The sequence below is a fragment of the Xenophilus azovorans DSM 13620 genome (genome assembly GCF_000745855.1).
Classification (GTDB): Bacteria; Pseudomonadota; Gammaproteobacteria; order Burkholderiales; family Burkholderiaceae_C; genus Xenophilus; species Xenophilus azovorans.
Window position 1 is genome coordinate 41,739 of the sequence record NZ_JQKD01000033.1, and the last position, 26,402, is coordinate 68,140.

Genomic DNA, 26,402 nt, shown 5'->3' on the forward strand with positions numbered 1-26,402 from the left:
GAGTTTAGCGGCTCGCCCTTTCCTTTTCGGGTGGTGCAACGCCGCCCCTCACGCCCTTCCGCTTTCCCTCCGGACACTCCCCCATGGCCACCGCCCTCTCCGACAAGTTCTCGCGCCTCGTCAAGCAGATGAGCGGCCAGGCGCGCATCACCGAAGCCAACGTGCAGGACATGATGCGCGAGGTGCGCATGGCGCTGCTGGAGGCCGACGTGGCGCTGCCGGTGGTGCGCGACTTCGTCGCCCGCGTCAAGGACAAGGCGATGGGCGAGGAGGTGCTGGGCTCGCTCAAGCCAGGGCAGGCGCTGGTGGGCATCGTGCACCGCGAGCTGGCGGCGACGATGGGCGAGGGCGTGTCCGACATCAACCTCGCCGCGCAGCCGCCGGCCGTGATCCTGATGGCCGGCCTGCAGGGCGCCGGCAAGACCACCACCACCGCCAAGCTGGCCAAGCACCTGATCGAGAAGCGCAAGAAGAAGGTGCTGACGGTGTCGGGCGACGTCTACCGCCCGGCCGCCATCGAGCAGCTCAAGACGGTGACGAAGCAGGCCGGCGCCGAGTGGTTCCCCAGCACGCCCGATCAGAAGCCGCTGGACATCGCCGCCGCCGCGCTGGACTACGCGAAGAAGCACCACTTCGACGTGCTGCTGGTCGACACCGCCGGCCGCCTCGCCATCGACGAGGTGCTGATGGAGGAGATCAAGTCGCTGCACGGCGCGCTCAAGCCGGTGGAGACGCTGTTCGTCGTCGACGCCATGCAGGGCCAGGACGCGGTCAACACCGCCAAGGCCTTCAAGGACGCGCTGCCGCTCACCGGCATCGTGCTGACCAAGATGGACGGCGACTCGCGCGGCGGCGCCGCGCTGTCGGTGCGGCAGATCACCGGCGTGCCGATCAAGTTCGCGGGCGTCTCCGAGAAGATCGACGGCCTGGAGGCCTTCGACGCCGAGCGCCATGCCGGCCGCATCCTGGGCATGGGCGACATCGTGGCGCTGGTCGAGCAGGTCTCGGCCGGCGTGGACGTGGAAGCCGCCAAGAAGCTGGCCAGCAAGGTCAAGAGCGGCCACTTCGACCTGGAGGACTTCCTCGCCCAGCTGCAGCAGATGAAGCAGATGGGCGGCCTGTCGGGCCTGATGGACAAGCTGCCCGCGCAGCTGGCCGGCAAGGCCACCGACGCGGACTTGACGCGCGCCGAGCGCGACATCCGCCGCAAGGAGGGGATCATCCACAGCATGACCCCGACCGAGCGCCGCAAGCCCGAGATCATCAAGGCCACCCGCAAGAAGCGCATCGCCGCCGGCGCCGGCGTGCAGGTGCAGGAAGTCAACCGCCTGCTGGGCGAGTTCGAGCAGATGCAGGGGATGATGAAGAAGATGAAGGGCGGCGGCCTGATGAAGATGATGAAGCGCCTGGGCGGCGCCAAGGGCTTCCCCGGCATGGGCGGCCCCGGCGGGCCGGGCGGCCTGCCGCGCTTCTGATCCCTGCGCACCGCCGAACGGCCTAAGCCGCCGGCCAGCACTTCCGGCGAATGGCCTGCCGGGGCCGCGCCTGCCCACAATGCGCGCCATCCCAGGCAAGAGGAGGCGCGCCATGGCCACCCGCAAAGCCGCCCGCCGGCCCGCCGTCCAGGCGCTGCCCGCGCGCGATGTCGTCAAGGCCGACCCGATCGACTTCCGCGACCGCCTCTACGTGCCGCCGGTGCGCCTGCGCCCGGGCGCCGAACTGCGGCCGGCGCGCGCCGTGCCGGTGCTGAACCAGGGCCGCACCAGCGCCTGCACCGGCTTCGCGCTCGCCACCGTCGTGCACTGGCTGCTCTCGGCCGACGGCGAGGCGGCCGAGCAGGTCTCGCCCTTCATGATCTATTCGATGGCGCGGCGCTACGACGAATTCCGCGGCGCCACGCAGGACACCGGCTCCAGCCTGCGCGGCGCGCTCAAGGGCTGGCACAAGCACGGCGTCTGCCGGCGCGAGCTGTGGCCGCGCGAGCCGATGCCCAAGGAAGTGCCCGCCGACCCGCGCGACGACTGGTGGCCCGACGCGATGCGCCGCCCGCTGGGCGCCTACTACCGCATCGACCCGCGCGCCGTCGCCGACATGCACGTGGCGTTGGCCGACGTCGGCGTGCTCTATGCCAGCGCCCAGTGCCACGCCGGCTGGCGCGAAGGGCAGGACGCCGCCCGGCGCGGCGACGAGCCGTGGGCCATCCCGCAGCGCGAGCTGGCGCCCGGCGACGGCGGCCATGCCTTCGTCATCCTGGGCTACACGCACGAGGGCTTCATCATCCAGAACTCCTGGGGCGAGGGCTGGGGCAGCGGCGGCCTGGCGCTGCTGCGCTACGAGGACTGGAGCGCCAACGCGATGGACTGCTGGGTGGTGCAGATGGGCGTGGCGACCTCGCTGCACCTGGCCATCGCGCGCAGCCCGGCGCTGCGCATGCCGCGCGCCGGCAAGGTCGAGCTGGCGACCGAGGAGCGGCTGCGCAACCACGAGCTGGCGCCCTACATCGTCAACATGGAGAACAACGGGCGCCTGTCCGACTCGGGCGACTTCCGCACCAACCCCTCCGACGTGGAGGCGCTGGTGGGCACCTACCTGGAGCGGGCCCGCGCGCAGTGGAAGCTGCCGGCCAACGCGCCGGTGGACATCGCCATCTACGCGCACGGCGGCCTGACCAGCGAGGGCGACGCGGCGAAGACGGCCGCGCAGTGGATCCCGGCGCTGTACGAGCGCCACGTCTTCCCGATCTTCTTCATGTGGGAGACGGGCCTGATCGCCACGCTCGGCAACATCGTCAAGGACATCTTCAGCGGCGAGCGCGAGCGCGCCGGCGGCATCCAGAACTGGTGGAACGAGCGGCTGGAGCGCACGCTGGCCCGCCCGGGCACCGCCATCTGGGGCGAGATGAAGGAGAACGGGCGGCTGATCTCGTCGGCGCGCAACAGCGGCGGGCGCGTGCTCTACGACTGCGCGATGCGCTCCGGCGCCTTCAAGCTGGGGCGCGACCGGCTGCACCTGATCGGCCACTCCGCCGGCGGCATCGTCCACTGCCACCTGGTGGACCTGCTGGCCGGCCTGGGCTGGCGCTTCCACAGCGTCAACCTGATGGCGCCGGCCGCGCGGGTGGACCTGTTCGAGCAGAAGATGCTGCCGCACATCACGAGCGGCAAGGTGCGCCAGTACAACCAGTGGCACCTGTCCGATCCGCTGGAAAGCGCCGACGCCACCTGCCGGCCGATCCTGGGCTACGGGCGTTCGCTGCTGTACCTGGTGTCCGAGTCCTTCGAAGGCGGCAAGCGCACGCCCGTCGTGGGCATGGCGAAGTACGTGCCGCTCGAACTGGCCGCCCGTGCCAACGTGCAGCTGTGGGCGGCGCAAAGCCGCGAGACGAACAGCACCACGCACGGCGGCTTCGACGACGACGAGGCGACGCGCGCAAGCGTCATCCGCAGCATCCTGGCGGCCGGCAACGCCTGAACGCCGCCCGCAAAGGAAAAGGCCCGCCGAGGCGGGCCTTTTCAGGGGGTGTGACAGCAGTTTTCTCGATCAGGCAGCCAGCAGCGCCTTGGGCTGCGAGAGGCGGTCGGCGTGCATCCAGGCGCGGCGCAGCACGGCCGGCGAGCGCGATTCCTCGGGGATCAGCAGGTAGCTGCGCTCGCGCATCGCGCTGCCCAGGGCGATCTGGCTGGTGACCACGGCCATCGGGATGGCCAGCAGCAGCGGCAGGCCCACCGGCATCAGCCACACCAGCGCGCTGGCGTCGACCAGGGCCACGGCGGCGGCCAGCACGGCGACGATCCCGCTCATCGGCAGCAGGCGGGCGGCGGCCTCGCGCCACGGCACGGCGGCGGCTTCCCGCGGGGGCGACTTCCAGTCCAGCTTGATGCCGGTCAGCGCCACCACGACGAACAGCGAATGGGCCAGCATGCGCACCGGCGCCTGCACGATCGCCATGCCGGCTTCCAGCACCGAGCTCTTGAAGAGCGCGAACAGGCCGCCGAACTGGCGCTGCTCCTTGCGCAGCAGCACGGCCACCAGGCCCAGCACGCGGGGCAGGAACAGCAGGCACAGCGTCCACAGCCACAGGCCGGCCAGTTCCATCGGCATCACCATCCAGTAGTCCACCAGGCTGGAGCCCGACAGCCACAGGGCGGTGCCCAGGGTCATGAAGGCCAGCCACAGCGGCGCCGAGACGTAGGCCATGGTGCCGGTCACGAACATCGCGCGGTGCACGGAATGGATGCCGGGCTCGGCCATCAGGCGGGCGTTCTGCAGGTTGCCCTGGCACCAGCGGCGGTCGCGCTGCAGCTCGGCCAGCAGGTCCGGCGGCTGCTGCTCGTAGCTGCCGACCAGGTCGGCGCACAGCCACACGTGGTAGCCGGCGCGGCGCATCAGCGCGGCCTCGACGAAGTCGTGGCTCATGATGCCGCCCGACATGCCGCCCGTACCCTTGATCGGGGCCAGCGCGCAGTGCTGCATGAAGGGCTCGACGCGGATGATGGCGTTGTGGCCCCAGTAGTGCGATTCGCCCAGCTGCCAGAACTGCATGCCCAGGGTAAAGAGGCGCCCCGTCACGCGGCTGGCGAACTGCTGCGCGCGGGCGTGCAGCGTCACGTGGCCGATGGCCTGGGTGGCGGTCTGGATGATGCCGGCGGAGGGGTTCGCCTCCATCAGCTTGACCATGTTCGCCAGGCAGTCGCCGCTCATCACCGAGTCGGCGTCCAGCACGATCATGTAGCGGTAGTCCTTGCCCCAGCGGCGGCAGAAGTCGGCCACATTGCCGGCCTTGCGGTGCGTGCGGCGGGTGCGCAGGCGGTAGTAGACCTCGACCTGCGGCTGGTTCCCGTTCTCGGCCAGCGCGGCGCGCAGGTCTTCCCAGGCGGCGCGCTCGGCCCTGGCGATCTCGGGGTCGTAGCTGTCCGAGAGCACGAACACGTCGAACTGCTGCGCGTGGCCGGTGTTGGCGACCGACTCGCAGGTGGCGCGCAGGCCGGCGAAGACGGTGGCCACGTCCTCGTTGCAGATCGGCATGATGATGGCGGTGCGCGCCTCGGGGTTCATCGGGTGGTGTGCCACCTGCTTGGCCGAGAGGGCGTGCCTGTCACCGAAGAGCGAGACGTAGAAGCCCATCAGCGCCGTCACGAAGCCGGTCACGACCCAGCCCGAGAGCAGGCCGTACAGGGCGATCTGGCCCCATTCGAGGAACTTGTTGTCGTAGTCGGGCTGCACCTGCGCGAACAGGGTGGAGGCGACCACCGTGCTGAGCACGGCCAGCAGGATGAAGACGGCGCGGCGCTGGCGCGCGGCGCGCTCCCAGGCCTGCTTCGGGAAGTGCACGGCCTCGGGCGCGGGCTCGCCGCCGACGCCCAGCTTCAGCAGCAGGGCGGTGCCGATGCTGTTCCAGAAGCCGCGCCAGGGGCGGGGCGTCATCGAGCCGCGGTGGATCGGCGGCGCGGTGACGGCGTTGGGATGGCGCTCCTCGCGCAGCGGGCTGCGGGTGGAGGGCACGGGCGCGGCCTCGAAGTCGGCCGGGGTGAGCACCTTCAGGTGGGAGAAGTCGTTCGGCTTCATGGACGGCTTTCTCCTTACCAGCGGGCCGACACGGCGTGGGCGGCGGTGTCGCCGATGGAGGGCATGCGCTTGAAGACGCAGTCCGCGGCGGCGCCGGCGGCGTTCAGGGCGCCGGAGGGGGCTGCATGGCCGGCGGCGCGCGGGCGCGCGGCGGCGAAATGGGGTTTTTGACGCAGACCGCCGCGCTGCGGACGCAGTGCGGAAGAGGGGCTGATCAGGTGGTTCATGCCGGCTATGGGGCAAAGCCCGTGCCAGCATGAAAATCTTATTTCACCTCAACGACTTAGGTCGATTTTCGAGAGGCTTCGACGGCTGTTTCCGGGCCCCCGGCCCGGAAAACCCCTGTTTCTGTCGCCGCCGCCCGACAGGTGGGGGGCGGGTGGTGATGAAACTGAATCAAATCAAGCACTTAGCCCTGTCGCTACTCGGCGACAGGGTCGCCGGGGGGCGATCCGGCCTCGGCCTTGAAGTGGCCGGGGGTGAGCGCATGCTTCTGCAGCAGGCGATAGAACTCGGTGCGGTTGCGGTCCGCCAGCCGCGCGGCGTCGGCGACGTTGCCGTCGGTCAGCTTGAGCAGGCCCACCAGGTACTCGCGCTCGAAGCGCTGCTTGGCGTCCGCATAGGTGAGCACTTCCACGGTGGGCACCCGCAGCGCCCGCTGCACCAGCGCCAGCGGGATCAGCGGCGAACTGGACAGGGCGCACACCTGCTCCACCACGTTGAAGAGCTGCCGCACGTTGCCCGGCCAGGGCGCGGTGGTCAGCGCCTTCAGCGCCTCGGGCGCGAAGCCCGAGAGGCGCTTGCCGTACTTGCCGGCCAGCTTGTGCAGGAAGTGGTTGGCCAGGAGCGGGATGTCCTCGCGCCGGTCGGCCAGCGAGGGCAGCGTCAGGGTGACGACGTTCAGGCGGTAGTACAGGTCCTCGCGGAACTGGCCGGCCGCCATGGCGGCGTCCAGGTCGCGGTGGGTGGCGGAGATGATGCGCACGTCCACCGCGATGGCCTGGGTGGCGCCCACCGGGCGCACCGCGCGTTCCTGCAGCACGCGCAGCAGCTTGACCTGCAGAGCAGGCGGCATGTCGCCGATCTCGTCGAGCATCAGCGTGCCGCCGTCGGCCTGCTGGAACAGGCCCTTGTGGTTGGCGTGCGCGTCGGTGAAGGCGCCCTTGACGTGGCCGAACAGCTCGGACTCGAGCAACGCCTCGGGGATCGCGCCGCAGTTGACGGCGACGAAGGGCTTCTTCGCCCGCGCGCTGGCCTTGTGGATGGCGCGCGCCAGCACTTCCTTGCCGGTGCCGGAGTCGCCGCGCAGCAGCACGCTGGCGTCGGACTGGGCAACCATGCGCGCCTCGGCCAGCACCTCGGCCATGCGGCTGGAGCGGCTGACGATCTCGCTGCGCCAGGTCTCGTCGCCGGCGGCGGCGGGCGTGGCCGCCGGCGCGCCCAGGGCCAGCGCCTGGCCGATCTTGTCGAGCAGCTCGCGCGGCTCGTAGGGCTTGGTCAGGTAGGTGAAGACGCCGCGCGAGGTGGCCTCCACCGCGTCGGGGATGGTGCCGTGCGCGGTCAGCAGGATCACCGGCAGCGCGGGGTGGCGCTTGCGGATCTCGTCGAAGAGCTGCAGGCCGTCGCGCCCGGGCAGCCGCACGTCGCTGAGCACCAGGCGCGGGTGCTCGATCTCCAGTTGGGTGAGCGCCGATTCGGCCGAGGTGACGGCCGTGACCTGGTAGCCGGCGCCGGTCAGCCGCAGCGACAGCAGCCGCAGCAGGTCCGGGTCGTCGTCGACGACCAGGATGCGGGCGCCCTTGGCCGTGGCTTCGCTCACTGAACTGCCCTCCGTGCTTCGCACTGCGGGTGCGAGCGCCTTCGGAACGGCCGGGCGGCGCTCATGGCCTGGGCCCTCCGTTGACGGGCGGTGGCGGCGGCGCGGGCGGGCGCGCGAAGCTGCGTTCGATGGCGCGCAGCGCCTCGATGCGGTCGTTGAGCTGGTCGATGCGGCGCTGCGCGTCCTTGAGCTGCTGCACCTGGCGGTCGCGGTCGTCCTCCACGCGGCGCTGCTCCAGGTAGCGCGCGGCCAGCAGCCGCGCCAGCGGCGCCAGCGACAGCCCCTCGGGCGAGGCATTGCCGGCCACCCGCTGCATCAGGCCGGCGGCGCGCGCCAGGTCGGGCGGGTTGCGCGTCTGCGCCAGCGCCAGGCCCAATTGCATCTGGGTGGCGGGGTCGTTCGGCTCGCCCAGGCGCGCGATCTCGGCGTTCAGCTCGCCGCCCGGCAAGCCGCGCACCCGGTCGGCGTAGGCGAGCATGGCGCCGATCGGGCCGGGCAGCGGCGGCATCAGTTGCGTGGCGGGCGCCTGCGGCTCGGCCTCGACCGGCATCACCGGCGGGGGCGGCGGCGGGACGCTGATCCGCGGCGGGGGTGTCGGCGGCGCGGGTGCCGGCGCCGGCGTGGTGCAGGCGGCCAGCATCAGCGCCAGGGCGGCGGCCGATGCAGCGGCGAAGCGGAGCGGGGTCCGCGAAGTCTGGGGGTGTGTCATGTCAAGCGTTGCGCGGCAGCTCGATGCGGAAGCGCGCGCCGGGGCCGCTGGGCAGCAGTTCGATGCGCCCACCATGGGCCGCAATGTACTCCTGCACGATCGAAAGCCCGATGCCCGTGCCCTTGACCGCGTGCTCGGGCTGGCGTTCGCCGCGGAAGAAGGGCTCGAAGATGCGGTCGCGGTCCTGCTCCGACACGCCGGGGCCGGCGTCGGCCACCTCGATGACGGCCAGCGAGGGCGTGCTGGAGACGTGGAAGGCGATGGTGCCGCCGCGCGCCGAGAAGCGGATCGCGTTGGACAGCAGGTTGCCCAGCGCCGTGCCGAGCTTCACCGGGTCGACCGACACCGCCACCGGCTCGCCCTCGGCGTGCACCGTGAGGCCGCCGGCCTGCCACTGCAGGCGCTGCGCCTCGATCTGCTGCTCGATCAGCGGCAGCAGCGGCGTGCGCTGGCGGTTGAGCTGGCGCGCCTCGAAGGCGGCCGCGTTGAAGCGCAGCAGCGCCTCGATCTGCCCCTGCAGCGCCACCGTGTTCTGCTGCAGGATCTGCACCACCTCGCGCTGCGCCGGGCTGAGCTGGCCGGTCACGCCTTCCTCCAGCAGCGAGACGCCCTCGCGCAGTGCGGCCAGCGGGGTCTTGAGTTCATGCGAGACGTGCCGCAGGAAGCGTGCCTTGTCCGCGTCCAGTTCGGTCAGCCGCAGGCGCAGCCAGTCCAGCTCCTGCGCCACGCGGCGCACGTCGGCCGGGCCGCGGATGTCGATGGGCTCGTCCAGGCGGTTCTCGCCCAGGCCGTGGATGGCGCGCTCCAGCCGCTTGAAGGGCCGCGCCAGCCAGATGCCGAAGGCCAGCGCCATCGCCACCGCCAGCGCGCTGGCGGCCAGCACCTGCTGCATCAGGCGCCGGCGCGCGCGCTCCAGCCGCTCGGCCAGGGCGTTGTTCTGCGTCTCGATGAGGAACTGCGCCTGCTGCGCGATCTGCGTGTTCAGCGCGTCCAGCTCGCGGAACTGCACCGCCATCGAGGTCTCGCGCGTGAGGGCGGTGTCGGACGGGCCGTTCATCAGCCCCTCGATCACGTCCAGTTGCGTGCGCCAGGCCTCGGCCGACTGCGGCAGCATGCCGTTGTCCACCAGTTGCTGCACCACGCCCTGCGCATCGTGCGCGGCCTCGCCGAAGCGGCGGCGCAGCACGGCGTCGTTGAGCACCAGCGACTGGCGCCCGGACCGCTCCATCACCGCGCTGCGCTCGGCCAGCGACTGTGCCGCGCCCGACAGTTGCAGCGCGCGCTTGGCGGCGTCGCGGCTCTGCACCATCAGCCGGTCGTACTGCACCAGCGCGCGCAGCGACACGCCCACCAGCAGCGCCGTGATGAGCAGGAAGGCGAACAGCAGCAACTGCTGGAACGAGCCGCGGGCGCGGCGCGGAGTGGTCATGCGGCCAGCGGCTCGCTTTCGTCCGCGGCGCCCGTCACGCGCGTGACGACCTCGCCGCGCAGCGTGTGCGACAGCGCACGGGTGATCCGCACCTCCACCATCTGCCCCGTCAACCGCGGCGGCGCCTCGAAATTGACGACGCGGTGGCAGTCGGTGCGGCCCATCAGCTCGGCCGGGTTCTTCTTCGACGGGCCTTCCACCAGCACGCGCTGGGTGGTGCCCACCAGCGCTTCCGACAGGCGCTTCACGTTGTCGTCGATGGTCTTCTGCAGGTGCTGCAGGCGCGCGAGCTTCACCGCGTGCGGCGTGTCGTCGGGGAACTGGGCGGCCGGCGTGCCGGGGCGCGGGCTGAAGATGAAGGAGAAGCTCGAGTCGAAGCCCACGTCGTCGATGAGCTTCATCATCTTCGCGAAGTCCTCCTCCGTCTCGCCGGGGAAGCCGACGATGAAGTCGCTCGACAGCGCGAGCTGCGGACGCACGGCGCGCAGCCTGCGGATCGTGCTCTTGTATTCCATGGCCGTGTAGCCGCGCTTCATCGCCATCAGGATGCGGTCGCTGCCGTGCTGCACCGGCAGGTGCAGGTGGCTCACGAGCTGCGGCACCCTGCCGTACACCTCGATCAGGCGCGGCGTGAACTCGTTCGGGTGGCTGGTGGTGTAGCGGATGCGCTCGATGCCCGGGATCTCGGCGATGTACTCGATCAGCAGCGCGAAGTCGGCGATCTCGCTGGTGTCGCCCATCCTGCCGCGGTAGGCGTTCACGTTCTGGCCCAGCAGCGTCACCTCCTTCACGCCCTGGTCGGCCAGGCCGGCCACTTCCACCAGCACGTCGTCCAGCGGGCGGTTGACCTCCTCGCCGCGGGTGTAGGGCACCACGCAGTAGCTGCAGTACTTGGAGCAGCCCTCCATGATCGAGACGAAGGCGGTGGCGCCCTCCACCCGCGCCGGCGGCAGATGGTCGAACTTCTCGATCTCGGGGAAGGAGATGTCGACCTGCGGGCGCTTCTCGGCGTCGCGCCGCGCCAGCATCTCGGGCAGGCGATGCAGCGTCTGCGGGCCGAACACCACGTCCACGTAGGGCGCGCGCTCGATGATGGCCGCGCCCTCCTGGCTGGCGACGCAGCCGCCCACGCCGATCTTCACGCCGCGCGCCTTCAGGTGCTGCACGCGGCCGAGGTCGGAGAACACCTTCTCCTGCGCCTTCTCGCGCACCGAGCAGGTGTTGAAGAGGATCAGGTCGGCTTCCTCGACGTCCTGCGTGGGCTCGTAGCCCTCGGCGGCGGCCAGCAGGTCGGCCATCTTGTCCGAGTCGTACTCGTTCATCTGGCAGCCGAAGGTCTTGATGAAAACTTTGCGGGTCATGCGGCAACTCCCGTGGCGGTTGCGGTGAAAGTCCATGGCGTGCGCCGCCCGCGGGGCGAGCGGCGGGCACGGCCCCAGCCGGCGCGGCTACTCGTTCTGCGCCTTCGTGGTGAAGGGCCAGAAGTTCAGGAAGGGCTTGTTCGCCGCCTCGCGCTCGGCGGCGGCCTCGGTCGGCGTGAGGATCCACACCTCGCTGACCAGGCCGGCCGCGTCGCGCCGGTAGTTGACCGCCAGGTCCTGCCCCGTGAGGGTGGCCGGCGGCACGATCATGTTCTGCGGGTTGCGGATGCGCGCGCCCGGCGCCAGGCGCTCGGGCCGGCCGTCCAGCGCGGCCTCCGGGAAGCCGGTGATGACCAGCCTGCCGCGCAGCGTGTTGACGGGGAAGTTGCGGCCGCCCACGGCGGCCTCGTTCTGGGTCTGGACCTGGAACTGCGCATGCGCCGGCGCAGCGGCCAGCACCAGTGCGGCAGCCGCCGCCAGGACGGCGGCGCGGGTCGGACGGGCAGGGGAATCGTGGGGGGCGGGGCAGCGGTTCATGGGGTACATCCAGAGGCTGGCAACCCGCGATTCTAGGAGGGCGACGCGTTCCGCCGCGGCGCCCTCAGCAGCCGGCCAGCGCAGGGGCGGGCCGGGCGGCCCGGCCGGCCGCCGCGCCCGCCGGCGCCACGGCCGTGCGCTGCTGCACGCGTCGGGCCCAGTCGCAGGCCAGGTCGAGGAAGACGCGTTGCGACGCCAGCGTCACCAGGGTGTGCTCGATCGCCGGCTCGAAGCGGTACTCGATGTGCTGCGCGAAGGGCTCGCCGGCCATCTCGCCGAGCTGGTCGTGTCCGCGGTCGGCCACGTGCAGGCTCCCGGAGGACAGCATGAGGACCGGGGTGCCGCGCGCGGCCAGGGCCGACATGGCGGCGCGGAAGCGCTGCGCGTGGTCTTCCGGCGTCGGCGCGTCGGCGAGCTGTGCGCCGCGCCCGTGGATGCGGCCGCGCAGGGCGTTGGCGATCTTCTCGCGCAGCGAGGCGTTGAAGGGCAGCGCCACGATCCGGCGCAGCGCCAGCGCCAGGGCGGCGCGGCGGCGCGGGAAGGCGAAGCTGTCGAACAGCAGCAGCCCCGCCACGCGCGGGTCCTGCTGCGCCAGCGCCGCGCCGTACACCCCGCCCATGCACAGCCCGATGTGCAGGAAGCGGCGGATGCCGGTCATCGTCTCGACCAGCTGCATGGCGGCCAGCAGGTCGGCCACGCCCTGCTCGACGTGGCCGCCGTTGCCGCGCGGGGCGTCGCTGTCGCCGAGGCCGGCGAGGTCCAGGCGCAGGCTGGCGATGCCCTGCTGCGCCAGCCGGCGGGCCAGCTTGACGTTGATGCGGGCGGGGCCGGTGCGGTGGCCGGCGCCCTGGTTGATCAGCAGGCAGGCCAGCGGCGCGGCCGGCAGGGCGTCGGGCACGGTCAGCACGCCCATCAGCCGGGCGTCCTCGGGGCCGAAGCGGACGGGGGTCTCGGTCATGCCGTCGCTTCCGCGGGGGCGCGCAGCCGCTGCAGCAGTTGCTGCAGCGGTTCGGCCGGCACCATCGTCGCCTGGCCGGGCCGCTGCTGGTCTTCCGTCCAGCCCCAGGTGTGGGCGAAGGGCACCCGCTGCACCGGCCGCGCCAGCGCGCGCTGCGCCTCGGCCCAGGCCTGCGCCGTCGCGTCCTGCGGCATCGCCAGCACCGTCGTGCCGTGCGCGGGCGAGAGCGCGACGCGCTGCGGCACGAGCTCGCGCAGCTCCTGGCGCAGGCGTGCGGACAGCCCGTAGCCCAGCGGTCCCTCGGTGTAGGCGTCGGGCTCGGCGGCCAGGCGCCGGCGCAGCCCGGGCACCGGCAGGCAGAAGCTCTTGATCAGCACCGAGGCATGGGCCTCGCGCAGCGCGCGCAGATAGGCCGCGCCATCGAGGACCGGGTCCCACATCAGCAGGTGCTGCGGGCCCTGCGCCGCGGCGTGCGCGGCCGCGGCGGCGAGCGTGGCGCCGAGCCGTGCGCCGCACCAAGCCACCGGGACGGCGCCGGCGCGGCGCCGCAGCTCGGCATGGGCGGCCGCGACGTCGCCCTGCCAGCCCGCCATGTCGCCGTCCTCGTCGTCGCCGGGCGAGTCGCCGGTGCCGTGGTAGTCGAAGCGCAGCACGGCCACGCCGGCGCGCGCCAGCCGGTCCGACAGCACGCGCAGGAAGCGCTGCGCGCGGAACAGCTCCTGCCCCATCGGCGGGCACAGCAGCACCGCCGAGGCCGGTGCCAGGCCGGTCGCCGGCGCATGGAAGATGCCGAACAGGCGGCGCCCGGCGGGGCCGAAGGTCAGCGGCGTCATGCGGGCACGGCCTCCGCGAAGACGGGTGCCGGCGCGCGGACGGCGCAGCGCGCCACGGACACGATGGCACCGGGCAGGTCGAGCGTGGCCAGTTCCACCGTGGCCTGCCGGCCCGACGGGCCCGGGACCTGCACGCGCGCGAGGTCGCCGTCGAGGCCGGTGTACGGCGTCTGCGGGTCCAGCCCGAGGCCGGTGCCCACGGCCTTGAGCACGGCCTCCTTGCGGGTCCAGGCGCGCAGGAAGGCCGTCGCGCGCAGGGCGGGCGGCAGGGCCTGCAGCGCCGCGTGCTCCGCGGCACGGAAATACGCGGCGGACAGGTCCAGCGCGTCCGGCACCGGCCGCAGCAGCTCGATGTCGACGCCCACCTCGTGCGTGTCGGACACCGCCACCACGCCCGTCGCGCCGCTGTGGCTGAGGTTGAAGTGCGGCGTTGCCGCGTCGGCCAGCGCCGGCTTGCCGAAGGGACCGGTGCGCCATTCGGCGGCCAGGGCGGCACGGCGAGGGCCGCGTACCGCGCAGAGGATGCCGTGCAGCGCCGCATGGGCGCACAGGTAGCGCCGGCGGTCCTGCTCGAAGGCGAAGGCATCGGCGCGCGCACGCTCCTGCGCCGACAGCCGGGCGATCGCCTCGGCCGGCACCGGCTGCGCCAGGTCGATGCGCCAGAGCCGGCAACCCGGCCAGGGGCTGTCGATCGATGTCGCGAGACGGTGCATGCCGTTCACTGGCCGCGGCCCGCGAACAGGCGGGACAGCAGGCCCCGCTTCGCCGCGCCGGGCGCCGCCACGGCGGCTGCCGCTGCCGGCACCGCGGTGCGCGGCGTGGCCGCCAGTTGCGCCAGCGTCTCGAAGACGTAGCGCCGCGGCTCGATGCGCAGGCCCATGGCTGCCTCCGCCTGCTGGATCACCCGCATGGCCATCAGCGAGTCGCCGCCCAGGTCGAAGAAGGTGTCGGAGGGCCGGATCTCGTTCACGTCGATGCCGATGACGCTCGCCCAGACCTGGGCCAGCTCGGCCTGCTCGGGCTGCAGCAGCGCCGCGGCCTGCGCGGCCTGCGCCGGGGCGGCCTCGGCGGCTGCCGGCGCCTCGGCCGAACGTTCGGCCAGCGCCCGCAGGTGCGCCGCGGCGCGCGAGGCGGGCGCGTCCAGCAGCGCCGCCAGCGGGGCGCGCGGGTCGGCCGCCACGGCGGCGAGCAGCTCCATGTAGCGCTGGCACAGGGCCTCGCCGGTCTCGGGCAGGTAGATGTCGGCGTTGTAGTTGATGGCGCCTTCCAGGCCATTGGGCTTGTCCATCAGCCACAGGCCCAGGTCGTCGGTCGCGGCCTGCTGGCGCAGGTGGATCTGGCGGTGCCCCAGGCCGCCGATGTCGGCCGGGCGGGCGCGCGCGTCCTGGAAGGAGAACAGCGCCTGGTACAGCCCGGCGCCCTGCATCCGCTCCGCGAACTCGGGCTCGGTGGCCACGCGCTCGAAGGGCACCTGCTGGTGGTCCATCGCCGCCACCAGCTCGCGCTTGAGCTGCTGCACGAAGGCGCCCAGGTCCAGGCTGCGGTCGAGCGTGAAGGGCAGGGGCAGGACGTTGTTGAAGAAGCCCATCACCGGCTCCAGCCCCGGCTGCTCGCGTCCGCGCACCGGCGTGGCGACGACGATCGAGCCGTTCGGGCTGAGCGACGCCATCATCAGCACGTAGACGCCCAGGCACAGCATGCTGAGGGTCACGTCGTGCCCGCGCGCCGCCTCGCGCAGCCGCTCGGCCAGCGGCTGGTCGACGCGCACCCACAGGTTGCCGCCGGCGCCGGTCATGCCGGCGCGGCGGGGCAGGTCGGTCGGCAGCGGCGCGGGCCGCGGCGCCTGGGCGAAGCGCTGCTTCCAGAAGGCGAGCTGGCGGGCGCACTCGGGCGACTCCAGCCACTGGGCGAACCAGGCGGCGTAGTCGCCGTAGCTCACGGCCAGCGCCGGCAGTTCCGGCGCGCGGCCGGCGGCCAGCGCGCGGTAGGTCTCCGACAGCTCGGCCTGGAACAGGTCGAAGGACCAGCCGTCCCAGATCAGGTGGTGCGGCACGAAGAGGAAGGCGTGCTCCTCGTCGGTCAGGCGGTACAGAGCGAAGCGGAACAGCGGGCCTTGGTGGATGTCGAAGGGCGCGTCCGCGCCGGCCTGCATCAGCGCCTGCAGCCGCGCCTCGCGCTCGTCGGCAGGCAGGGCGCGCAGGTCCACCACCTCCAGCGCCGGGTCCAGTTCCGCCAGCACCTCCTGCACCGGCGCGCCGGTGTTCGGATCGGTGCCGACGCGGGTGCGCAGCGTGGCCTGCCGGCGCACGATCGCGCGCAGCGCCTCGTGGAAGCGCGCGATGTCCAGCGCGCCGGTGAAGCGGTGGGCCGAGGGGCCGTTGTAGACCGCGCGGCCGGGGTACATCGTCTCGATGAAGCGGATGCGCTCCTGCTGCGGCGTGAGCGGTGCGCTGCGCTGGTCGGCGCGCTGCGCGATCCGCTCCAGCGCCGTGGCCTGGCCGCCGGCGCGCAGCGCCTCGATGGCGCGCGCCAGGCGCGCGGCGGTGGGCGACTCGAACAGGGTCGCCAGCGACAGCTTCATGTCGAACTCGCGCCCGAGCATCGCCGTCAGGCGCGCCGCCAGCAGCGAGTGGCCGCCGAGCGCGAAGAAGTCGTCCTCCATGCTCAGGCCGGGCAGGCTCAGCACCTGCTCCATCAGGCCGAGCACGCGGCGCTCCAGCTCGCTGGCGGGCAGGGCGCGCACGCGCGCGCCGGCGCCGCCGAGGATGGCGTGCAGGTCGGGCGCGGGCAGCGCCTTGCGGTCCAGCTTGCCGCTGGTGTTCAGCGGCAGCTTGGGCAGCACGACGATGGCGGCCGGCACCATGTAGTCGGGCAGCGATGCGCCCAGTGCCTGGCGCAGCTCCGCCGGCGAGAGCGTGGCGCCGCCCTGGGCGCTGACGTAGCCGACCAGGCGCAGGTCGCCGGGGACGTCCTCGCGTGCGATCACCGCGGCCTCGCCCACGCCGGCGCAGGCGGCCAGGCGGGCCTCGATCTCGCCCAGTTCGATGCGGAAGCCCCGCACCTTGACCTGGAAGTCGTTGCGGCCGAGGTACTCCAGGCTGCCGTCGTTCAGGTAGCGGCCCAGGTCGCCCGTCTTGTACAGGCGGGCGCCCGCCTCGCCGGAGAAGGGGTCGGGGATGAAGCGCTCGGCGTTCAGCTCGGGCCGGTTCAGGTAGCCGCGCGCCACGCCGGCGCCGCCCACGTACAGCTCGCCCACCACGCCGATGGGTACCGGCCGGCGCTGCGCGTCGAGCACATGGATGGTGAGGTCGGGGATGCGCTCGCCGATGGGGCTGGTGCCGATGCGCTCGGCGTCCTGCGCGCTCAGCGGGCGGTAGGTCACGTGCACGGTGGTCTCGGTGATGCCGTACATGTTGACCAGTTGCGTGGCCTGGTTGGCCGCGCGCTGGTACCAGGGCCTGAGCATGCTGGGCTCCAGCTTCTCGCCGCCGAAGACCACGGTGCGCAGCCTGTGCCGCGCGCCCGGGCCGGCCTCGGCCTGCGCGGCCATCAGCTGGCGGAACGCGCTGGGCGTCTGGTTGAGCACCGTCACGCCCTCGTCGCACAGCAGCTGGTGGAAGGCCTGCGGGTCGCGGGTGGTGAGCTGCGGCACGATCACCAGCTGCCCGCCGTGCAGCAGCGCGCCCCAGATCTCCCACACCGAGAAGTCGAAGGCGAAGGAGTGGAACAGCGTCCACACGTCCTGCGCGCCGAAGTGGAACCAGGGCTGCGTCGCGCCGAACAGGCGGCTGACCTGCCGGTGCTCGACCAGCACGCCCTTGGGCACGCCGGTGGAGCCGGAGGTGTAGATCACATAGGCCAGGTGCGCGGGCGTGAGGCCCAGCGCGGCCGGGTCGGGGTCGTGCGCGGGCTGCGCGGCCAGCGTCGCGTCGTCCAGCAGGATCACCGGCGCGTCGCCCGGCGGCACGCGCGCGGCCAGGTGCGACTGCGTCAGCAGCGCCGCCGGCGCGCTGTCGCGCAGCATGTGGGCCAGGCGGTCGGCCGGGTAGGCCGGGTCCATCGGCACGTAGGCCGCGCCGGCCTTCAGGATGCCGAGCAGGGCGGCCAGCATCTCCACGCTGCGCTCGGCGCACAGGCCGACCAGGCTGTCGGGGCGCAGGCCGAGCGCCAGCAGGCGGTGGGCGATGCGGTTGGCCTGCGCGTTCAGCTCGCCGTAGCTGACGGTGCGCCCGTCCAGGCGCAGGGCGGGCGCCTGCGGCTGCGCCGCGGCCTGCCGCTCGAAACACACGTGCAGCAGCTCCTCGCGCGGCGCGCCCTCGGCGCGGCGGTTGAAGGCGGCCAGCAGTGCGCGGTCGGCCTCGCCGGGCGCGAAGGCCTGCGCCACCGTCAGCGCGGGATCGGCCGCGAAGCGCTCCAGGCCGGCGCGGAACAGGGCCAGCCAGCGCAGCACGCTGGCCTCGTCGAACAGGCCGGTGTTGTACTGGCACTCCAGCCGCAGGCCCTGCGCGGTCGGCGTGCAGTTGAGGAACAGCTCGAAGTTCTCGAAGTGGCGCGGGTTGGCCACGATGTCCACGGCCAGGCCGGGGAAGGCGCCGGCGGGCACCGCCGCCTCGCGGTCGAGGTTGAACACCACGCTCACCAGCGTGGGGCGGCTCGGGTCGCGCTGCAGCTGCAGCTTGCGCAGCAGCGTGCCGTAGGTCAGCGTCTGGTGCTCGAAGGCGTCGAGCAGCGTCGTGCCGGACTGCCGCACCAGCGCCTGCATCGCCATGCCCTGGTCGACCGCGATGCGGATCGGCAGCAGGTTCACGCAGTGGCCCACCAGCGTGGGCATGTCGTGCGCGGACTGGCCGGCGGCGGACACGCCGATCACCAGGTCGTCCTGCTGCGTGAGCCGGTGCACGGTGCCGGCGAAGGCGCCGAACAGCGTGGCGAACAGGCTGGCACCCGAGGCGGCGCCGCGCTGGCGCACCTGCTGCACCAGCGCCGCATCGACCAGCACGTCGACCCGGCGCGAGTCGAAGCCGCGCGTGGCCGGGCGCGGCCGGTCGGCGGGCAGGTCCACCACCGGCGCCTCGCCGCCGGCGAAGCGCTCGACCCAGAAGCGCGTGTGCGCCTCCATCTCCGGGCCCTGGGCCTCGATGCGTTCGCGCTGCACGTAGTCCTCGTAGCGGGCCGGCGCGGGCGCCAGGCCGCTGCCGTCGCCGCCCACGCCCTGTGCGTAGAGCAGGCCGATGTCCTCGATGACCTGGCCCCAGGACCAGCCGTCGCACACGATGTGGTGCGCGGTGAGCAGCAGCTCGTGAAGATCGGGCGCGCAGCGCAGCAGCACCGCCCGCAGCAGCGGGCCCTGCTCCAGGTCGAAGCGCGTCTCCACCGCCTCGGCGCGCGCCTGCGCCAGCGCCGCCTGGCGCGCGGCCTCGTCGAGCCCGGCGAGGTCGCGCAGCGGCAGCTCGCGCGGCGCCGGCTCGTCGATCAGGAGCTGCATGCCGTCGGCCGAGATCGTCGCGCGCAGCGATTCGTGGCGCGCCACCGTCTGCTCGATCGCCCGGCGCAGCGCATCGGCGTCCAGCGGGCCGCGCAGCACGAGGCTGACCGACTCGTTGTAGGCCAGCGAGGCCTGCGGCGCCAGGCGGTCGGCGAGCCACACCTCGCGCTGCGCCTCGGTCGTGGCGATGACGCGCTCGATCGCGCCGGCGGCGAAGGGGTCGAAGTCCAGGTCTTCGGCGGTGGCGGTGGTCGTGATGGTGCTCATGTCTTCCTCAGGCTTCGACGCGCTTGAACTTGCCGGGGGCGGCCGGGTCCGGCACGAACCAGGCGGGCTGGCCATCCTTGTCGCGGCCCAGGCGCGCATGCGGCACCGGCGGGCGCGCGGCGTCGAAGCCGCTTTGCGCGGGCGCCTTGCGCGGGATGAACTCGGCCTCCTGCAGCTCGGCCACCGCGGCCTTGAAGGCCGACTTGATGGTCGCGATGTCGTCGTGCGTGTGCGCCGTCGTCAGGAAGCAGGGGAAGTTGTCCAGGATGTGCACGCCGCGGCTGCGCATCATGGCGAACAGCAGGTCCTGCAGCGGGTGGTCTTCCAGCCAGGTCACGCGCCACAGCGAGGCGAAGTGCCGGATCTCGATGGGCGCGCCTACCTCGCGGCAGTAGGCCGTCAGCTCGTCGGCCAGCGCGGCGGTGTGCAGGTTGAGCTGGGTCTGCAGGCCCTCGCCGGCCTGCTTGAGGTGGTCGAGCGAGGCCTTGCAGGCGGCCAGCGCCAGCGGGTGCCGCACGAAGGTGCCGGCGAAGTAGGTCACGCCCACGGTGGGGATGGAGTCGTCGCCGTACTGCCAGGCGCCGCCGTCCAGCGCGTCCATGTACTCGCGCTTGCCGGCGATCACGCCGACCGGGAAGCCGCCGCCGATCACCTTGCCGTAGCTGGCCAGGTCGGCGCGGATGCCGAACAGCGCCTGCGCGCCGCCCAGGTGCGAGCGGAAGCCGGTGATCACCTCGTCGAAGATCAGGCAGATGCCGCTCTTCTCGGTGATGGCGCGCACCTCGCGCAGGAACTCGCGCGGCTGGAAGTCGGGCCGGCGGCTCTGCACCGGCTCGGTCAGCACCGCGGCCAGGTCGTCGGCATGGGTGCGGATGTATTCGAGCGATTCCGGCGTGCCGTAGTCCAGCACCCGCACGTCGCCGAACATGCCCGGCATGATCCCGGGCGCCGCCGGCAGGCCCTTGGCCTGGCGGCCGGCGCGCACCAGCACCTCGTCGAAGGTGCCGTGGTAGGCGCCCGAGAACACCACCACCGTGTTGCGGCCGGTGACGGTGCGCGCGATGCGCACGGCCGCCATCACTGCCTCGGAGCCGGTGTTGCACAGCGCGGCGCGGTCGAAGCCGGTCAGCTCGCAGATGCGCTGCGTGACCTCGGCGGCCAGCGGGTGCTGCGGGCCGATCTCGTAGCCCAGGTCGAGCTGTTTGCGCACCGCCTCCTGCACGAAGTCGGGCTGCCAGCCGAACAGGTTCATGCCGAAGCCGTTGAGCACGTCCACGTACTCGTTGCCGTCCAGGTCCCACAGGCGCGAGCCCTTGGAGCGCTCGATCACGATCTGGTAGGTGATCTCCTTGGTGGCCGGGCGGAAGCCGTTGACCACGCGCGGGTCGGCCATGTGGGCGCGGTTGTCCTGGGTGAAGGCCTTGCTCTTCGCCGTGCGCTCCACGTAGCGGCGCATGAAGGCATTCAGCCGCGCCTTCTGGCGCTCGGTCGGCTCCTTGCTCTGCGTGTGGATGCGCGCGATGGCGCCGAAGGCCTTCTTGACGTCGTACTGGATGGGCCGGGCCGGCTCTTCGTCGGCCGCGGCCGCGGCCACGGGGGCCGGCGCGGTGTTGGACGCCGGGGCCGCGGCGGAGCCCCCGTGCGTGGATTGCTCCACCGTCGGCACCGGCAGCGCGAGGCTGGCCGGTACCGACGGTGCCGCCGACAGCAAAGCGAGTTGCTGCTGCATGAGCTGCATCTGTTGTGCGATGACCTGCTGCACCAGCGTGCCGCCGGCGGCGGCCGGCACGGCCTGCATCGCGGGCAGGACCGGGGCCGGGGCGTTCTGCGGCAACGTCATGGCGGGCGCCGCCTGGACGGCCGGCGCCGCGGGCTGCGCGGGCGCGGCCTCCGGCGGCAGCGTGGCGTCGAGGAAGGCCGCCAGCGCCTCGAAGCTGCGATAGCTCTCCATCAACTGACGGAAGCTCAGGTTGACCTGGAAGCTCTTCTTCACCTGCAGCGCGGCCTGGGTGAGCGTCAGCGAGTCCAGGCCGATCTCGACGAAGGGCGCGGCGCTGTCGACATCGCCCATGTCGATGCCGGAGATGTCTTCGAACAGCGTGCGCAGGCGGGCGTCGAGGCTGGCCGTGCGGGAGGAGGTCGCGGCGGTGGAGGCGGTCATGGAGGGCTCCGTGGGAACGGGAAGGGGGACGGCGTCGGCAAAGGCGGCGGGCGGCGGCACCGCTGCTGCGGCCGGGGCGGCGGCGGGCGCGATGTCGACCCAGAAGCGCTTGCGCTCGAAGGGGTAGGTGGGCAGGCGCACGCGGCGCTTGCGCTGGCGCGTGTCGAACGCGCCCAGGTCGATCTCGGCGCCCAGCGTCCAGAGGCGGCCGGCGGCGAGCTTGAAGGCGGCGTCCTCGTCGTCGGGCCGGCTGCCGAGGACGGCGACGGCCTGCACCGGCTGCGCCTTCTGCGCATGCTGGCGCACCAGCGTCGCCAGCGTGCTGCGCGGCCCGAGTTCGACGAAGACCGGTTGCGCCAGCGTGTCGAGCAGGGCGCGCACGGCCGGCGAGAAGCGCACCGTCCCGCGCAGGTGGCGGCCCCAGTAGGCGGGGTCGGTCGCTTCCTCGGCGGCGAGCGGGCGGCCGGTCAGGGTGGAATGGATCGGCAGCGCCGGCGCGCACAGCGTGCAGGTGCGCACCAGCGCGGTGAAGGGCTCGACGGCCGGGTCCATCATGGCCGAGTGGAAGGCGTGCGAGGTCTGCAGCAGGCGCGCGGCGACGCCGCGGCGCTCCAGCTCGGCGCGCAGCGCCTCGACGGCGTCGGCGGGGCCGGCGGCGACGCAGGCGGTCGGGCCGTTGTCGCCGGCCAGGCTCACGCCTTCGGGCAGCAGCGGCAGCAGCTCCTGCGCGGGCAGGCGCACCGACAGCATGTCGCCCGGCGGCAGCGCCTGCATCAGCGCGCCGCGGCGGGCCACCAGGCGGGCCGCGTCGGCCAGGTCCATGACGCCGGCGATGACGGCGGCCGCGAACTCGCCCACGCTGTGGCCGACCAGCGCGGCCGGCTGCAGGCCCAGCGCGAGCGCGCGGCGGGCCAGCGCGTACTCGACGGCGAAGGTGGCCGGCTGCGTGACGGCGGTGGGCGCCAGCGCCTCCGGGTCGTCGCTGAACAGCTTCTCGCGCAGGTCGAAGTCGGTGACGCCCTCGAAGGCGGCGAGGCATTCGTCCAGCGCGGCGCGGAACAGCGCGTCCTGCGCATGCAGGCCGCGGCCCATGCCGGCGTACTGCGCGCCCTGGCCGGGGAACATGAACACGCACTGCGGCAGCCGCGTGCCGGGGGCGCCGACGGCGCGCCAGGGCGAGTCGGTGGCGCGCAGCGCCGCGACGGCGCCCGCAGGGTCGGCCGCCGCCACGCAGGCGCGGTGGGCGAAGGCCTTGCGGCCCACGCGCAGCGTGTGGGCGACGTCGGCCAGCGGCACCGATGCGCCGTGTCGCTCCAGGTGGTCCGCCAGGCGCACGCAGGCCGCAGCCAGCGCCGTGGGCGTGCGGGCGGAGAGCACGAGCATCTGCGCGCCCGCGCCTTCCTCGGACGGCGGCGGCTCGGGCGCCTCTTCCACGATCAGGTGCGCGTTGGTGCCGCCCACGCCCATGGCGCTGATGCCGGCGCGGCGCGGCCTGCCCTCGACGCGCGGCCAGGGCGTCAGCCGGTCGTTGACGCGCAGGTGGGCGCCGTCCAGGTCCATCGCCGGGTTGGGCGCGGTGAAGTGCAGCGAGGGCGGCAGCGCCTCCTCGTGCAGCGCCAGCGCGGTCTTGATCGTCGCGCCGACGCCGGCGGCGATCACCATGTGGCCGACGTTGCTCTTGAGCGAGCCCAGCGCGTAGCGGCCGGCCTCGGGCGCGTGGCGGCCGTAGGTGCGCGCCAGGCCCTCGACCTCGATCGGGTCGCCCATCGGCGTGGCGGTGCCGTGCGCCTCCAGGTACGAGATGCTCGCGGCCGGCACGCCGGCGCAGGCCAGGGCGGATTCGATCATGCGCACCTGGCCGTCGACGCTGGGCGCGGTGAAGCTGGCCTTGGCGCCGCCGTCGTTGTTGATGGCCGCGCCCCGCAGCACCGCATAGATGGTGTCGCCGTCGCGTTGCGCATCCGACAGGCGCTTGAGCAGCACCACGCCCGCGCCGTCGCTGAACACCGTGCCCTGCGCGTTCGTGTCGAAGCTGCGCGTGTGCCCGTCGGGCGAGAGCATCGAACCTTCCTGGTACAGGTAGCCGCTGCGCGGTGGGCAGGTGATCGACACGCCGCCGGCCAGCGCCATGTCGCACTGGTGGCTGCGCAGCGCGTGGAAGGCGGTGGCGATGGCCACCAGCGAGGTCGAGCAGGCGGTGTGCACGCTCACGGCCGGACCGGTGAGGTTCAGCCGGTTGGCCGCGCGGGTGGTGATGTAGTCCTTCTCGTTGGCCAGCATCACCTGGAACTCGCCCACCGCCTCGATCAAATCGGGCCGCGTCGCCACGTGGCGCTGGAAGTACGAGGCGTTGTACATGCCGGCGTACACGCCGACGCTGCCCGGCGCCTGGTCGGGCACGTAGCCGGCGCGCTCCAGGCATTCCCAGCAGATCTCCAGGAACAGGCGCTGCTGCGGGTCCATCAGCTGCGCCTCCTTCGGGTTGATGCCGAAGAAGGCGGCGTCGAAGTCCTCCACGCCGTCGATCACGCCGCGGGCGCGCACGTAGGCCGGGTCGGCGCGCAGCGCGGCGCTCACGCCGGCGTCCAGCGCGGCGTCGTCGAAGAAGGTGATGGTCTCGCGGCCGGCCAGCAGGTTGTCCCAGAAGCCTTCCACGTCGGCCGCGCCGGGGAAGCGGCCGGCCATGCCGACCAGGGCGATCGGCTCCAGCGCATCGGGCTGCGCGCGGCGCACGACAGCGGCGGGCGCGGGGGCGTCGGCCGGTGCCAGCGCCGGTGCGATGGCGCGCGGCGTCGGGTCCTGGAACAGCAGCGTGGTGGTCAGCGGCCGCGCGGCCAGCGGCTGCAGCAGGGCGATCACGCGCAGCACGCGCAGCGAGTCGCCGCCGAGGTCGAAGAAGTTGTCGTTGCGGCCGACGGCGTCCAGTTCTAGCACCTGGGCGAAGGCGTCGCAGACCTGCTGCTCGGCCGGGCTGCGCGCCTCCTCGTAGGGCTGGGCCATCTCGGGCCGCTGGCGCGAGGGCGCGGGCAGCGCGCGGCGGTCCAGCTTGCCGTTGGGCGTGACGGGAAGTTCCGCCAGCCACACCTGCGCCGAGGGGATCATCGGCTCGGGCAGCGTCGCCGCGAGGTGGGCGCGCAGCACCGGCCAGGCGGCCGGCTCGCCCTGCGCGACGAGGTAGGCCACCAGCCGGATCTGGCCCTGCGCGTCCTGGCGCGGCACCACCGCGCAGGAGCGCACGGCCGGATGGGCCAGCAGCGCGGCCTCGATCTCGCCGACTTCGATGCGATGGCCGCGGATCTTGACCTGCCCGTCGATGCGGCCGACGAACTCCACCGTGCCGTCGGGCAGCCAGCGCGCATGGTCGCCCGTGCGGTACAGGCGCTCGCCGGGTGCGCCCCACGGGTCGTCCACGAAGCGTTCCGCCGTCAGGTCGGGCCGGCCGAGGTAGCCGTGCGCCAGGCCGCGCCCGCCGATGCACAGCTCGCCCACGCAGCCGGGCGGCAGCAGTTCCAGCGAGGGACCGAGCACGCGCAGCACCGTGTGGCTGATCGGCCGGCCGATCGGCACCGAGCGCGCATCGGCCGGCAGTTCGCGCGGGATGCGGTGCACCGCGGCGAAGGTGGTGCATTCGGTCGGCCCGTAGCCGTTGAAGAGGGTGGTGTCGGGCAGCGCGTCCAGCGCGCGGCGCACGTGCGGCACCGACAGCGCCTCGCCGCCCGTCAGCAACTGGCGCAGGCCCGCCAGATGGGCCGGGTCGTCGTCCACCACGGCGTTGAACAGGCCCGCCGTGAGCCAGGCGGTCTGCACGCCGTGGTGCGCGATGGTGCGGCGCAGGCCGGGGCCGGTGGGCACCGTCTCGTCGTGCACCACGCACTCGCCGCCGTGGAGCAGCGGGCCCCAGATCTCCAGCGTCGAGGCGTCGAAGCCCAGCGGCGCCGCATGCAGCACGACCGGGAAGCGCGGCAGGTCCACGTACTGCGCATCGACCACCAGGCGCAGGATCGCGCGGTGGCTGATCTCGATGCCCTTGGGCGTGCCGGTGGAGCCGGAGGTGTACATGACGTAGGCGACGGCCTCGCCGCCTGCTGCGGCATCGGCCGCCGGCGCCGGGCCGGCGCACAGGGCATCGACGTCGAGCACCTCGGCCTGCGCCGGCAGCGCCAGGGTGTCGCCGGCGCGGGCGATCACGTGCCGCACCTGCCCGTCGCGCAGCATGAAGGCCAGGCGCTCGGCCGGCAGGCCGGCCTCCAGCGGGAAGTAGGCGGCGCCGGCCTTGAGGATGCCCAGCACCGAGACCACGGCCGCGGCCGAACGGCCCAGCGCCACGCCGACGCGCTCGCCGGCCTGCACGCCCGCGGCCCGCAGGCCGGCGGCCAGGCAGCCGGCGCGATGGTCCAACTCCGCATAGGTCAGGCGGCTGCCGTCGGCGGCGTCCGTCAGCGCGATGGCTTCGGGGTGCAGGCGCACCTGCTGGGCGAACAGCCCGTGGACGGTGGCTGAGGGGTCGGCTGGCGCCACCGGCTGGTTCCACTGGTTCAGCAAGCGGTCTTGTTGCGGCGGAGGCAGCAGGGGCAGGCTGTCCAGCGGCGCGTCGGCGGGCGCGTCGACCAGCGCGGCGGCCAGCCCGGCCACGGCCTCCAGCACGGCCAGGGCGGCGTGCGGGTCGAGCAGCGCATCGTCGTGCTCGAGGGCCAGCGCCGGCTGCGGGCCGGGCGTGAAGACGAGGCGCAGGCGGGCGGCCGCCTCGGCCCCGGCGCGGCGCAGCCGCTCGGCCTGGTCGAGCCAGGCGCCGCAGCCGGGCCCTTCGGTGCCGGCGGTCCGGCCCATCCATCGGGCTGCCGCCCAGGACCAGGCGGCGGCATGGGGCGTGTCCTCGGCCAGGCCGCGCTCGCGCGCCCGGAGGGCGACGGCCTGCACCGCCGGCGCGTCCAGCGCAAGGGCGACGCGGCGCCGGCCGGCGCCCGCCGCCGTGCCCAGCATGTCCATCAGTGCGGCTTCGAGGCCCGAAAGGCCGTCCGCCAAGGCAGAAACGAGGGTGTGCATGGCTCAGATGTCCGAATCTGGTCCCGCTTGTCTCGGGCACCCAGGGCCGCGTCATCCCGGGCCGGTTCGGCGCCCGCGGTGCGACACAAAGGTGAATCAGGAGGCATGGGTGTTACATAAATACTTACATTGAAACCCAGTATCCCCCAGTTTCTGTAAAAAATGAATACCAAAAGCTGACATATGCCCTTGCGCCTATGTGCCCGGCCTGCCCCCGATGGGTGACAAAAGTCAC

Annotated in this window: 14 protein-coding genes; 2 read left to right on the forward strand and 12 right to left on the reverse strand. The window is 73.1% G+C overall.

Going from position 1 to position 26,402, the window contains the following annotated elements:
- Positions 1-83: 83 nt before the first annotated feature.
- Positions 84-1,475: a signal recognition particle protein gene (gene ffh, locus Q392_RS17600; RefSeq protein ID WP_038210539.1), complete on the forward strand. Its 1,392-nt coding sequence runs from the start codon at positions 84-86 to the stop codon at positions 1,473-1,475.
- A 112-nt stretch (positions 1,476-1,587) separates the two neighbouring features.
- Complete coding sequence (locus tag Q392_RS17605; protein ID WP_038210545.1) at positions 1,588-3,471, forward strand: C1 family peptidase; 1,884 nt, start codon at positions 1,588-1,590, stop codon at positions 3,469-3,471.
- Positions 3,472-3,540: 69 nt separating this feature from the next.
- Here Q392_RS17605 and mdoH read toward each other — a convergent pair whose 3' ends face one another.
- The 12 genes from mdoH to Q392_RS17665 form a co-directional block, all read right to left on the reverse strand.
- A complete protein-coding gene (mdoH, locus tag Q392_RS17610) occupies positions 3,541-5,565 on the reverse strand; it encodes a glucans biosynthesis glucosyltransferase MdoH (protein WP_038210546.1) in 2,025 nt (674 codons plus the stop codon).
- A gap of 14 nt (positions 5,566-5,579) precedes the next feature.
- Positions 5,580-5,792 (reverse strand): hypothetical protein, encoded by a 213-nt coding sequence (locus Q392_RS17615; RefSeq protein WP_038210548.1) that lies wholly within the window; start codon positions 5,790-5,792, stop codon positions 5,580-5,582.
- Between the two features lie 194 nt (positions 5,793-5,986).
- Complete coding sequence (locus Q392_RS17620; protein ID WP_038210555.1) at positions 5,987-7,384, reverse strand: sigma 54-interacting transcriptional regulator; 1,398 nt, start codon at positions 7,382-7,384, stop codon at positions 5,987-5,989.
- Positions 7,385-7,445: 61 nt separating this feature from the next.
- The gene (locus Q392_RS17625) at positions 7,446-8,093 is read right to left on the reverse strand and encodes a hypothetical protein (RefSeq protein ID WP_038210557.1); all 648 of its coding nucleotides are present in this window, start codon (positions 8,091-8,093) and stop codon (positions 7,446-7,448) included.
- 1 nt (position 8,094) lies between these two features.
- Positions 8,095-9,522 (reverse strand): sensor histidine kinase, encoded by a 1,428-nt coding sequence (locus tag Q392_RS17630; protein ID WP_038210558.1) that lies wholly within the window; start codon positions 9,520-9,522, stop codon positions 8,095-8,097.
- Positions 9,519-10,883, reverse strand: a complete 1,365-nt coding sequence (miaB, locus tag Q392_RS17635) for a tRNA (N6-isopentenyl adenosine(37)-C2)-methylthiotransferase MiaB (RefSeq protein ID WP_038210560.1) — start codon at positions 10,881-10,883, stop codon at positions 9,519-9,521. Before miaB ends, Q392_RS17630 begins: the two co-directional genes overlap by 4 nt.
- Before the next feature lie 87 nt (positions 10,884-10,970).
- Positions 10,971-11,420 (reverse strand): hypothetical protein, encoded by a 450-nt coding sequence (locus Q392_RS17640; RefSeq protein ID WP_038210562.1) that lies wholly within the window; start codon positions 11,418-11,420, stop codon positions 10,971-10,973.
- Positions 11,421-11,484: 64 nt separating this feature from the next.
- Positions 11,485-12,378: an alpha/beta fold hydrolase gene (locus Q392_RS17645; protein WP_051953639.1), complete on the reverse strand. Its 894-nt coding sequence runs from the start codon at positions 12,376-12,378 to the stop codon at positions 11,485-11,487.
- Positions 12,375-13,211, reverse strand: a complete 837-nt coding sequence (locus Q392_RS17650; protein WP_051953642.1) for a serine aminopeptidase domain-containing protein — start codon at positions 13,209-13,211, stop codon at positions 12,375-12,377. Before Q392_RS17650 ends, Q392_RS17645 begins: the two co-directional genes overlap by 4 nt.
- Positions 13,208-13,924, reverse strand: coding sequence for a 4'-phosphopantetheinyl transferase family protein (locus Q392_RS17655; protein WP_051953644.1), 717 nt, complete (start codon positions 13,922-13,924; stop codon positions 13,208-13,210). Before Q392_RS17655 ends, Q392_RS17650 begins: the two co-directional genes overlap by 4 nt.
- Positions 13,925-13,929: 5 nt before the next feature.
- Positions 13,930-18,963, reverse strand: coding sequence for a non-ribosomal peptide synthetase (locus Q392_RS17660; RefSeq protein ID WP_051953647.1), 5,034 nt, complete (start codon positions 18,961-18,963; stop codon positions 13,930-13,932).
- 7 nt (positions 18,964-18,970) lie between these two features.
- Complete coding sequence (locus Q392_RS17665) at positions 18,971-26,167, reverse strand: type I polyketide synthase (protein ID WP_051953651.1); 7,197 nt, start codon at positions 26,165-26,167, stop codon at positions 18,971-18,973.
- Positions 26,168-26,402 lie beyond the last annotated feature (235 nt).

What these genes read in the sequence shown, in the direction of transcription:
- ffh (WP_038210539.1), top strand. Translation starts at nt 84, where the DNA reads ATGGCCACCGCCCTCTCCGACAAGTTCTCGCGCCTCGTCAAGCAGATG.
- Q392_RS17605 (WP_038210545.1), top strand. Translation starts at nt 1,588, where the DNA reads ATGGCCACCCGCAAAGCCGCCCGCCGGCCCGCCGTCCAGGCGCTGCCC.
- mdoH (WP_038210546.1), bottom strand. Translation starts at nt 5,565, where the DNA reads ATGAAGCCGAACGACTTCTCCCACCTGAAGGTGCTCACCCCGGCCGAC.
- Q392_RS17615 (WP_038210548.1), bottom strand. Translation starts at nt 5,792, where the DNA reads ATGAACCACCTGATCAGCCCCTCTTCCGCACTGCGTCCGCAGCGCGGC.
- Q392_RS17625 (WP_038210557.1), bottom strand. Translation starts at nt 8,093, where the DNA reads ATGACACACCCCCAGACTTCGCGGACCCCGCTCCGCTTCGCCGCTGCA.
- Q392_RS17630 (WP_038210558.1), bottom strand. Translation starts at nt 9,522, where the DNA reads ATGACCACTCCGCGCCGCGCCCGCGGCTCGTTCCAGCAGTTGCTGCTG.
- miaB (WP_038210560.1), bottom strand. Translation starts at nt 10,883, where the DNA reads ATGACCCGCAAAGTTTTCATCAAGACCTTCGGCTGCCAGATGAACGAG.
- Q392_RS17640 (WP_038210562.1), bottom strand. Translation starts at nt 11,420, where the DNA reads ATGAACCGCTGCCCCGCCCCCCACGATTCCCCTGCCCGTCCGACCCGC.
- Q392_RS17645 (WP_051953639.1), bottom strand. Translation starts at nt 12,378, where the DNA reads ATGACCGAGACCCCCGTCCGCTTCGGCCCCGAGGACGCCCGGCTGATG.
- Q392_RS17650 (WP_051953642.1), bottom strand. Translation starts at nt 13,211, where the DNA reads ATGACGCCGCTGACCTTCGGCCCCGCCGGGCGCCGCCTGTTCGGCATC.
- Q392_RS17655 (WP_051953644.1), bottom strand. Translation starts at nt 13,924, where the DNA reads ATGCACCGTCTCGCGACATCGATCGACAGCCCCTGGCCGGGTTGCCGG.
- Q392_RS17660 (WP_051953647.1), bottom strand. Translation starts at nt 18,963, where the DNA reads ATGAGCACCATCACGACCACCGCCACCGCCGAAGACCTGGACTTCGAC.
- Q392_RS17665 (WP_051953651.1), bottom strand. Translation starts at nt 26,167, where the DNA reads ATGCACACCCTCGTTTCTGCCTTGGCGGACGGCCTTTCGGGCCTCGAA.